The organism is Hymenobacter setariae, assembly GCF_007713685.1.
Lineage (GTDB): Bacteria > Bacteroidota > Bacteroidia > Cytophagales > Hymenobacteraceae > Hymenobacter > Hymenobacter setariae.
Map to the genome: position 1 here is coordinate 468,583 of NZ_VMRJ01000001.1, position 9,447 is coordinate 478,029.

12 protein-coding genes are annotated in these 9,447 nt (G+C 57.4%); 6 read left to right on the forward strand and 6 right to left on the reverse strand.

The features are described 5' to 3' along the window. Positions 1-86 precede the first annotated feature (86 nt). From FNT36_RS01970 to FNT36_RS01980, 3 genes are all read left to right on the forward strand, one after another. A complete protein-coding gene (locus FNT36_RS01970; protein WP_144843574.1) occupies positions 87-542 on the forward strand; it encodes a ribonuclease H family protein in 456 nt (151 codons plus the stop codon). A gap of 116 nt (positions 543-658) precedes the next feature. After that, positions 659-1,135, forward strand: a complete 477-nt coding sequence (locus FNT36_RS01975; protein ID WP_144843577.1) for a hypothetical protein — start codon at positions 659-661, stop codon at positions 1,133-1,135. A 55-nt stretch (positions 1,136-1,190) separates the two neighbouring features. Continuing rightward, a complete protein-coding gene (locus tag FNT36_RS01980; RefSeq protein ID WP_144843580.1) occupies positions 1,191-1,913 on the forward strand; it encodes a tRNA1(Val) (adenine(37)-N6)-methyltransferase in 723 nt (240 codons plus the stop codon). A 29-nt stretch (positions 1,914-1,942) separates the two neighbouring features. Here the strand turns inward: FNT36_RS01980 and FNT36_RS01985 are convergent, their stop codons facing one another. From FNT36_RS01985 to FNT36_RS01995, 3 genes are all read right to left on the reverse strand, one after another. Then, positions 1,943-2,638, reverse strand: coding sequence for an ABC transporter ATP-binding protein (locus tag FNT36_RS01985; RefSeq protein WP_144843583.1), 696 nt, complete (start codon positions 2,636-2,638; stop codon positions 1,943-1,945). Positions 2,639-2,704: 66 nt separating this feature from the next. Then, on the reverse strand, positions 2,705-3,682 hold the full coding sequence (locus FNT36_RS01990; RefSeq protein ID WP_144843586.1) for a hypothetical protein: 978 nt from the start codon (positions 3,680-3,682) through the stop codon (positions 2,705-2,707). Beyond that, positions 3,669-5,027, reverse strand: coding sequence for a saccharopine dehydrogenase family protein (locus tag FNT36_RS01995; protein ID WP_144843589.1), 1,359 nt, complete (start codon positions 5,025-5,027; stop codon positions 3,669-3,671). The genes FNT36_RS01990 and FNT36_RS01995 overlap by 14 nt, the downstream gene beginning before the upstream one ends. A 57-nt stretch (positions 5,028-5,084) precedes the next feature. On the opposite strand from FNT36_RS01995, the gene FNT36_RS02000 reads away from it, so the two are divergent. The 3 genes from FNT36_RS02000 to FNT36_RS02010 all read left to right on the forward strand — a co-directional run bounded on the left by FNT36_RS02000 (position 5,085) and on the right by FNT36_RS02010 (position 6,516). Continuing rightward, positions 5,085-5,603, forward strand: a complete 519-nt coding sequence (locus FNT36_RS02000; RefSeq protein ID WP_144843592.1) for a cytidine deaminase — start codon at positions 5,085-5,087, stop codon at positions 5,601-5,603. Between the two features lie 79 nt (positions 5,604-5,682). After that, positions 5,683-6,063: a DUF423 domain-containing protein gene (locus FNT36_RS02005; RefSeq protein ID WP_144843595.1), complete on the forward strand. Its 381-nt coding sequence runs from the start codon at positions 5,683-5,685 to the stop codon at positions 6,061-6,063. A gap of 12 nt (positions 6,064-6,075) precedes the next feature. After that, on the forward strand, positions 6,076-6,516 hold the full coding sequence (locus tag FNT36_RS02010) for a type II toxin-antitoxin system RatA family toxin (protein ID WP_144843598.1): 441 nt from the start codon (positions 6,076-6,078) through the stop codon (positions 6,514-6,516). A 113-nt stretch (positions 6,517-6,629) separates the two neighbouring features. Here FNT36_RS02010 and FNT36_RS02015 read toward each other — a convergent pair whose 3' ends face one another. The 3 genes from FNT36_RS02015 to FNT36_RS02025 form a co-directional block, all read right to left on the reverse strand. Then, positions 6,630-7,133, reverse strand: coding sequence for a DUF1573 domain-containing protein (locus FNT36_RS02015; protein WP_144843600.1), 504 nt, complete (start codon positions 7,131-7,133; stop codon positions 6,630-6,632). 187 nt (positions 7,134-7,320) lie between these two features. Next, positions 7,321-8,754 carry an ATP-dependent DNA helicase gene (locus tag FNT36_RS02020; RefSeq protein WP_144843603.1) on the reverse strand — a complete coding sequence of 478 codons (1,434 nt, stop codon included), beginning with the start codon at positions 8,752-8,754 and terminating at the stop codon, positions 7,321-7,323. A gap of 5 nt (positions 8,755-8,759) precedes the next feature. After that, entirely contained in the window at positions 8,760-9,209 is a 450-nt protein-coding gene (locus FNT36_RS02025) for a hypothetical protein (protein WP_144843606.1), read from the reverse strand. Positions 9,210-9,447: the final 238 nt, after the last annotated feature.

Sequence of the window (9,447 nt, forward strand, 5' to 3'; positions counted from 1 at the left end):
GTCGGCGGCCCTCTTCCCAAGCAGAGGGCCGCCCCACAGGGGGCTCGTGAGGTCCTCGCGTGAGGCCGCGCTAGTTCAGCATTCCTTTGATTACCCTCTTCACCGATGGCTCGTCGCGCGGCAACCCCGGCCCTGGCGGCTACGGCACCATCTTGCGCTACGGCCCCCACGAAAAAGAACTGACGCAGGGCTTCCGCCGCACCACCAACAACCGCATGGAGCTGCTAGCCGTGATAGTGGGCCTCGAAGCCGTGACGCGCCCCGAAATCCCCATCTTGGTCGTGTCCGACTCGAAGTATGTGGTTGATGCCGTCGAAAAGCGCTGGGTCTTCAACTGGGCCACCAAGCCCGACTTCGCCAAAAAGGCCAACGAGGACCTGTGGCGCCGTTTCCTACGCGTGTACCAAAACCGCAAAGTCTCCTTCAAGTGGATAAAAGGTCACGCCGGCCACCCCGAAAACGAGCGCTGTGACGTGCTCGCCGTGCAAAGCGCCCTAGGTAAGGGTTTGCTGGTGGACGAGGGGTACGAGGCGCTGGGGTGAATTACTTGAATATAAAGTACTCATTTTATCTTTCCAAGATAAAATGAGATATAAAAATGCAAGCTTACTTATGCCGAAACCGATATGAATAACAATCAATTATACATACTTTGATTATGTTTAATTTCTGGAATAAAAACAAAATATCTATAGCATACCCAATAGTTAGTATTGGATTGCGAGGAGAAGATATTGAGTATATCACAGAGACTGAATCCGTGTATATTGGCTTTACATATATCGATGGCAAAAGAATTTATTTAGATTTCACTCATTGGAAAAGCAAAATACCTATCTCAGCAGAAGACAAGGAGACCATCTTTGTTAATTGTCTAAATTATTGCAATAAATATTCATTTAGAAAAACTATTGCCGTCATTAATTCTGATATTGACAAAGAATTTTGGTTTTACATATGCGAAAAATACAAATCCAAAATCAGCGCTATCGAATACACTTCAAAACATGATAACCAGCAATTATTACTAAAGATGTTTATGCAACAAGTACTGTTACACGGAAAAGTAAAAATTGGAAACACTTATTATTTTACTGAAAGCGAAATCCTAGATTATTTACGAACGCAACAATAGTCAAACAGCTCAATGTATATCATAAATCTCACATAAATATTTTTAATTAACCTGATTGCCCAACGACTACTTCCAGTTTCAGCAGTTTCGCATAGACCAAGCTGACTGTGCCCAAAAAGTCAGCACCGATGCCTGCATCCTAGGCGCGGCAGCCAACCTGACAGACGCTACCCGCATCCTCGACCTAGGTACCGGAACCGGACTGCTAGCGCTCATGGCGGCCCAGCGCGCCCCCACGGCGGCTATTGAAGCAATAGAAATAGACTCAGCCGCCGCCGCCCAAGCAGCAGCCAATGTGGCGGTTAGTCCGTGGGCCAACCGCATGCAGGTGCACTCACTGAGCTTAGCAGCCTACGCGGCTACGCAACCGGGCCTATTTAGCCACATCATTTGCAATCCGCCGTTTTTTCGGCGCAGCCTGGCGCCACCCGATGCGGCCCGCGCCACTGCCCGGCACGAGGGTGAAAACTCGCTCACGTTTGGCGACATTATCAGCTTCGCGGCAGCGCACCTGGCCCTAGGTGGCACCCTCACGGTGCTGCTGCCCCCACCCGAGATGCAGCAGTTTGAGCACGAAGCGGCGGCCGCGGGGTTGCCCGCGCAAACGCGCCTCGTGGTGCAGCATCGGCCGGGCGGGCGCGCTACGCGCAGCATAAGCACCTTCGGGCGGGGAGAACCGGACAGACTCTGGACCGGCAATCTGGTGATTCAAGACGCCGATGGTGCGTATTCAGCGGCGTTTCGGGCGCTGTTGGGCGGGTTTTATCTGGCTTTATAGTAGCGCGGACTACAAAGCCCACGCTACACCTACAGCAACGTGCGCAAGTGCGCCAGTTTTTCGCCGTGCAGGGCGGCCAGCAAGTCGGCTTCTAGGGTGCCAAATTCGGCGGCCGTGTAATGGCGCTGCACCCGGCCGCTTACCAGCACGCTAGCCTCGTCGGCCACCTCGGTGAGGGTACCTAGGATGTGCGAGGTAAGCAACAGGCCAGTGCCGCGTTCGCGTAGGCGCTTCAGTATTTCTTTGAGCAGCAGGTTGGCTTCGAGGTCGAGACCATTGAAAGGCTCATCCAGAATGAGGTAGGCAAAGTCTTGCACCAATACGGCGAGCAGCGCCAGCTTTTTCTTCATACCGGCCGAATATTCGTCGGCATATTGGTCGAGCGGTAGGTCAAGCAGCTGGTTCCAAGGGCGCAGGTCGGGCACGGCTCGCCGCCGCGTTTGCAGGCAAAACTCTACGTATTCGCGCCCCGTCAGGCGCGGGTAGAAATGAGGCTCGTAGGGCACCAAGCCCGTGCATTCGCGCACTGAGCCGCCCCCTGCCGCAGCTCGTATCACGCCCGTAAAACCGGTTTCCAGCCCGTAGAGGCAATTGATAAGCGTCGTTTTACCCGCGCCATTGGCTCCGACCAAGCCGTGAATAGTGCCTGGCCGCACGGCCAAGCTCACCCCGCGCAACACTTCGTGCTGGCCGTAAGCTTTGTGGAGGTCAACGACTTCGAGCATAATGTGCAACGTGTGGCGGAAAAGAAGAGAAAAGACTAGTTACACCATTATCACTTATCATTCATCCTACTTATAACCAATAAATTGCTGCAGCCGTCGCCGGCTTTGCCAGGGTAGGCCAACGGCCGCCACCAGCAGCAGCACTGGGTATAATGGGTGCCCTAGGAGCAGTAAGACGATACTCAGTACCAGCCCCTGCGTGGTGCGGAAGTGGGTTTCGTTAGGGTAAAAGGCGTACTTCGCCACCACAAATAAGGCTACCAGCGCCAGCCAGCTCACGGCCACGGCCAGCGCCCCACCCCAGCCCGCCGGCCCACTCACTAGCAGCGCCCAGAATGGCGCGGCCGAAGCCGCTGCATAGCTCAACCCTAGCCTCAGGCGCCGCCGCAAAAACTGCTTCGGCGAGCGAGCCGCTAGCGCCAGCATCGAAACCGGCTCGGCCGTGCCGTAGCAAGCCAGCACCAGCAGCCAAACGAGCAGCGCCGCTAGCGGAGCCAGTGGCGACGCCCGCTGCCAACCAGCCAGCCCTACCAACACGGGCCACAGCCACAGCCCCTTGGTAGCACGCATGCCACTTACCCACTCAAACGCCTCGCTGCGAAACGGGCTGCGCCAGCGGCGCCGACTGGCGCGGTCCTCGCCACTGGGCGGGGCCCATGCCACTAGTGGGGCTAGCGCTAGCAGTAGTGCGGCGGGGCCATAGGCACGCCCAGCCACGAGCACGACGGCTACTGGCAACGCCAGTAGCGCGTATTCCCAAGCTAGCCAGGTCCTGAAGCTAGGCGCGGTAGTAGCCAAAAAGCGGTAGTCGCTGCGCTGCCGGTGCACCGATAGCAGCAGCCACGCCACTACTACGGGTACTGCCCACCGCCCCCTAGGGTGCACCGTAGCTACCGCCAGGGCCTGCCCCACCGACATGAATAAAAAAGGTAATAGCAACGTCAAGCGCACCGCTCCCACCTCGCGCAGCAGCCGGCCCGTTAGTCGTAGTCGCAGCCGCAGATACGCCCCAATGGGCGACGCCCACACGTCAGCGGAGCGCATCCTGCTCCTGAAATGCAATGCCGTAGTCGGCCGCTAGCTCAGCCAAAATAGGCTCGTAGAGGTCGGGGGTGGTCGGAATGACTACCCCACGGTCGGCTACCTCGCCGCGCAGCACACGGCGCACGGCCATGCCTAGGGGCAGCCCCACCGTTTGGGCCATAGCGGTGTGCGTGGCATCGGTGCCCGTGACCACCAGCGATGCAGTGCGGCGGCGTGCCTCGCCCCCAAGCTCGTAGTCGAACTGGTGCTGCATCACCACCTGGTCGCGGTCATGAGGACCTAGGGCCCATTTTTCAACTAACAAATGCTCGAGTAGCTGGGCCGCCGTAGCGTCGGCCAAGCCCACTGGCTGCTCACCTAGGATACCTAGCCAAGCCAGGCGCTCTAGCTCGGGGCCGTGCGGGTCGAGGTGCAGCTGGGCGGCAAGCTGAGTCGCTGCCTCGGCGGGGGCCGCGGGCTGCGGCAAGCGACTGGCTACCAATTCTTGCCAAGGCAGTGTAGCGGCATTGCGCAGGCGCTCAGCATCATTGGTGAGACCTAGGGCCACTAGCACCTGCCAGGCCCCGCAGTAGCCGGGGCGGCGCAGGGTGCCGCGCAGCATGGTTTGCAAGTTAGTCAGCCCATAAATAGCTTGGTAGCTAAGCGAATCGCGGTTGGCATAGCCCTCGAAGTGACCGTGGCCGGGCACCGCTAGCACTTCGGCCCGAGCAAACAGCTCGTTATAGGCAATGCTCTGCACCTCACCGTTTTCTAAATACTGCGCGGGGCCACCCTGCCCGGCCAGCACCACGTTGCGCGGGTTCCAGCTGAGCTTGTAGCGCCAGGGATTAGCTCCTTCCGACTCGGGCGCCACCAGACCGCCGCAGTACGACTTAAAACCCGTAATGCGAGCGCTAGCGTGTTGCAGCTCCGTGATAGTCTGCATAGCCGACATATGGTCGAGGCCGGGGTCGAGGCCGCACTCCATCAAAAAAACTAGTCCGGCCGCCGCGGCCTCGTCGTGCAGGGCCCGCACCTCGGGGCTCACGTAGCTGGCCGTGGCTAGGTGTCGGCGGTGGCGTAGGCAGGCGCGTGCCACCGCCGGGTGCAGGGCGGCGGGCAGCATCGAAATCACTAGGTCGGCCTGGCTCACCAGCTCGTCGAGTTGCTTCTCGTTGTGCCCCTCAAAGGCCACGGGCCGGGTATAGGCCGAGTGGGCGGCCAGCACCGGCACCAGGTGCGCAGGCTGCGCATCGGCCACGGTCAGAAACCAGTTGGAGGCGGGCGCGTAGGCCAGTAGGTACTGCATAAGAGCGGAGGCCGAGCGGCCAGCCCCGAGCAGCAGGAGGCGGGTGGAGTGAGTCATGCCGAGCAAAAGTACATTTCGGGCTTACTTTGCCGCCCCATTTTTTCATTTCCGCGCATGGCCGCCCTTCCCGACTCTTCCACCCGCCGCCAGCTTAGCTTGCACTACCACGAGCTTGCCACGCCCGACCAGCTCAGCGCCCCCGAGCGCCAAGTGTGGGACGCGGCCCGCGCCGCCACGGCTCACTCCTACGCGCCTTATTCGCATTTCCACGTGGGGGCCGCCCTGCTACTAGCCGATGGCACTGTATTCCAAGGCACTAACCAGGAAAATGCCGCTTACCCCTCAGGCCTGTGCGCCGAGCGCACGGCCCTTTTTGGGCTAGCCGGCAGCCACCTAGGGCCGCCGCCCCGCATCCTGGGTATGTCGGTAGCCGGTCGGCCAGCGCAAGGCGAGTTTGCCGCGGCCCTGCCCTGCGGGGCCTGCCGCCAGGTCATGCTAGAGGCCGAAATGCGCCAAGGCCACCCCATCTGGCTGCTGCTGCCCGGCCCCGCTGGCACGGTATTGCGCTTCGAGCGGCTAGCCGATTTGCTACCATTTCACTTTTCGCCCGCCGATTTACCGCCCCGGCTTTAGTAGCGCAGTCGTGAGCTAATTATTTTGTAAACAAAGCTCTTGGCTAGCTATTCTAGTAGCTACCACTTCCCATTTTTCTATGTCCACTCGTCTTATCCTTCAACTAGCCGCCCTACTCGGCGGCCTTACTGTGGCTATTGGGGCCTTCGGGGCGCACGGCTTGCGGGCCATGCTCGAAGCCAGCGGCCGCTTCGACACCTTCGAAACTGCGGTGCGCTACCAGTTTTACCATACCCTGGCCCTGCTGGCAGTAGGCGTGCTGGCGGTGGCGCGGCCCGAGTTGCGCGGCCCCATCGGCACCACGGCCGCGCTGTGGCTGGGCGGCATTCTATTCTTCAGTGGCTCGCTCTACTTGCTGTGCTTCACGGGTATTACCAAGCTCGGGGCAGTAGCACCCATCGGCGGGCTATTGCTGATTGCGGGTTGGGTGCGGCTGTTGCTATTGGTAAGCAAGCTCTAAAAAGTCCGCCTAATGGAAGCCATTAAGTTTTCCGAAAAGGTAACTATTGCGGCTGAGCCAGCAGTGATATTTGACTTTACCCAGGACTATGCAAACCGGCTGGTGTGGGATACTTTTTTACGCAAAGCAGCTCTAATAGAGGGCGCCAACAGCGCCGCGCTGGGCGTGAAGGCGTATTGCGTGGCTAAGAACGGCCTAGGTATGGAAACGGAGTACGTCAGCTTCAATCGGCCCAAGGTAACTGCGGTAAAGATGACGAAAGGCCCCTTTCTATTTAGTTCTTTCCTAGGTTCCTGGAACTTCAAAGAGCTCACCAAAGGCACAACAGAGGTAACTTTTCTTTACTCTTTTAGCCTGCGCTTTCCGTTCAATCTGATGGCACCGTTCATCAAGCAAAACTTGCAGCGTAACGTCAGGCAGCGGCTGCGTGACTTAAAAAACTGTCTTGAGTAGCGCGCGGCTGCGTGGCTGAGTTAGCAACTCGATGCCAGTAGCATTCAGTAGCAAAAAGAGCGGCCCGGCAATAGTTGCCGGGCCGCTCTTTTATTTAGTAATCAGCTAGCTGACTACGACTTTTTTACTTTGGCTTTGAGCTTAGCGTCGCCGTCTTTGGTCTTTTGCTTACCAGCGTCGGTCATGTTCACGTCGGCAGTAGCCGAGGCAGTGCTCGGGTCTTTCACCTCGCCTACCAGCGATACGGTGGCGGCACCAGCAGCCGAGTTCGACTCGATGGTCAGCACCTTGGTTTGCATGCCCATTTTGCCAGCCGAGTTGAATTTGGCCGAAATCATACCCATTTTGCCGGGTGCGATGGGCTCCTTCGTCCAGTCGGGCACAGTGCAACCGCAGCTCACTTGCACGTTCGAAATCACGAGCGGCTGAGTGCCCGTGTTCTTAAACTTAAACACGTGGTCTACGATGTCGCCCTGCTTGATGGAGCCGAAGTCGTACTTCTCTTCCACAAACTTAATCTGGGGGCCGGCCGCTTTAGTGGTAGCAGTAGTCTGAGCCTGAGCGGTGTAGCTTCCGGCAAATGCAAGGCCCAGGGCCAACAGCAGCATTTTAGTCATGGCAAGTAGTAGTAAAAGAGGGAGTAGGAGGAATAAACAAATTTACACGCGAAGTGGGCCCCGGCAAATCGGAGGCCAAACTAGCCCGCCTAGGTGGCCGCAACATGAAGCTGCCCCGCCTAAACCCAAACCTTGGCTTTTCAATTCCTTGAAATAAGCAAATTACTGGGCTGGTCTTTCAATCGGACTAGTCTTCGCTCACTTCGCTTTCGTCGATGAGGCGCTGCTGAAAATTGAGCAGAAACAACCGCTCCGAAGCCCGCGTGATGGCCGTGTAGAGCCAGCGCGCAAACTCGCCGCCCACCGGCTCGTCGGGCTTCAAAAAGCCGTGGTCGACAAATACTGCCTGCCACTGGCCGCCCTGCGCCTTATGGCAAGTGAGCGCGTAAGCAAATTTTATTTGCAAGGCGTTGAGGTAAGGGTCCTTACGCATCTCGGCGTTGCGCTCGCTTTTTTTGGTGAGGTGGCTGTAGTCTTCGCCAATGGCCTGGTACAGCGCCTCGTTTTGGTCGCGGGGCAGCGAGGGGCTTTCGGTGTGCAGGGTATCGAGCAACAGTTTTACTTCTAGCTCGGGCTCGTCGGGGTAGTCTACGAGCCGCACCCGCGCCTGGGCAAAGCGGCAACCGAATACCTCCTCGCGGCGAATGATTTTGGTGACTTCCAGGAAGTCGCCGTTGGCCAGAAACCCAATTTCTGAGTCCTTAGGTAGCCAGAAGTAGTTGTTGCGCACCACCATGATGTAGTCGCCGGCCTCAATCTCCTCCTCGGCATCGAACAAGGTGCGCCGAATGAGCTGGTTATACTGGTTGGCGTTGCGGTTCGAGCGGCAAATGATGGTGGTGTTCTCGTGCCCAAAATTGCGGTAGGCCCAGCGCAAGCCGTCTTCCAGCTTGTCGCCGCCCATCTTAAACATATCCTTGAAGCCCTTGGTATGCAGATGAATGGCGGGCACTTCCTCGCGCAATTCTTCGCGCAGCTCGGTGGCATTGACCAAGATGCCCGAAGCCTCGGCCTGGCGCATGACCTGGCGCAGCTCTACGCCCTCCACGCGGGCTCGGAATCGGTGCGCGAGCAGCTCGGGGTCGAGAGCGGGGCTTAAAAGCTGGCCCACTGGCGGCAGCTGTGCCGTGTCGCCGATGAGCAGCAGGCGGTTGGTGCTGCGCTCAAACACGTAGCCCATCAGGTCGTCGAGCAAGCCACTCTCGCCAAAGGCTTTCTCGTCCGATATCATGGACGCCTCGTCCACGATGTAGAGCATTTCCTCCTGGCGGTTGGGCTGGCGCTGGAAGCTGAGGCGCTCGGTGGGCGCGCCGCTGGTTTGGCGATAAATCTTCTTGTGGATGGTGCTGGCGGGCACGCCGGCATAAGCGCTCATCACCTTGGCGGCGCGGCCGGTGGGTGCCATCAAGGTGTATTTACGCTGCAAGCGCGCTAGCCACTGCACTAAGGCGCTCACCACAGTAGTCTTACCGGTGCCGGCGTAGCCGCGCAGCACAAACACTTTGCGGCCCGGTAGGGGGTCGCGCAAAAACTCATCGAGCTGGGTAAAGAGCGCCGCCTGGTCGTCGGTTGGCTCGAAGGGAAAATAGTCGCGAACGGACGGAAATCGGGTTTTTAACATTGAACTTACTTAGTACCCTTTATTCGGTAATATGGCCAGGTATCTAGCAATAGACACCAGCCTTTTTTTCGTTTAATCAATTTAAAAATAGTCTCTTGCGCAACAGGTTTGGTTATTTTATAAGTTTTCTGATGGGTATTCTCGATTGACCATGAATCATGACCAGTTACAATATGACTTCTTTCGAGAGTGCCACCTACTAGTTCCACTGTATATTCTGGGGTTAATAGCAACATTGTTCCTTTTATGGAATAACGCCCGCCAATAGTTCGAATGCGGCTCAACCCATCTTCTTCATTCACATTATAAGTGAATTTTTTATTGGCGCTAAATATGTAATGTGCTTTATATCCGGCAGCTACGGTTGTGTCATCAGCCTGCCAAAAGCCAACAATACTTTGCCCAAATACTGGCTTCGTACATAACGCGAGAATCAGTAAAAGCACTCCTTTCATATCTCTACCGAACCTGTGTATTGCAACTAACGCAGTATTGCGGCTAAGGTAAGCAAGCTAGTCCCGCGCTGGTGACCTCTTCCTACCCGACCTAGGCAGCGTACAAGTTTATCTCGGCTTCCTGCTTAGCTTGCAGGGCTCATTCCTACCCTTTTCTTTTCCTCCCGTGTCCTCCGTTACCCTGAAGCAGCTGGCTCAGCAGCTAGGTTTGGCTTCTTCTACCGTGTCGCGCGCGCTG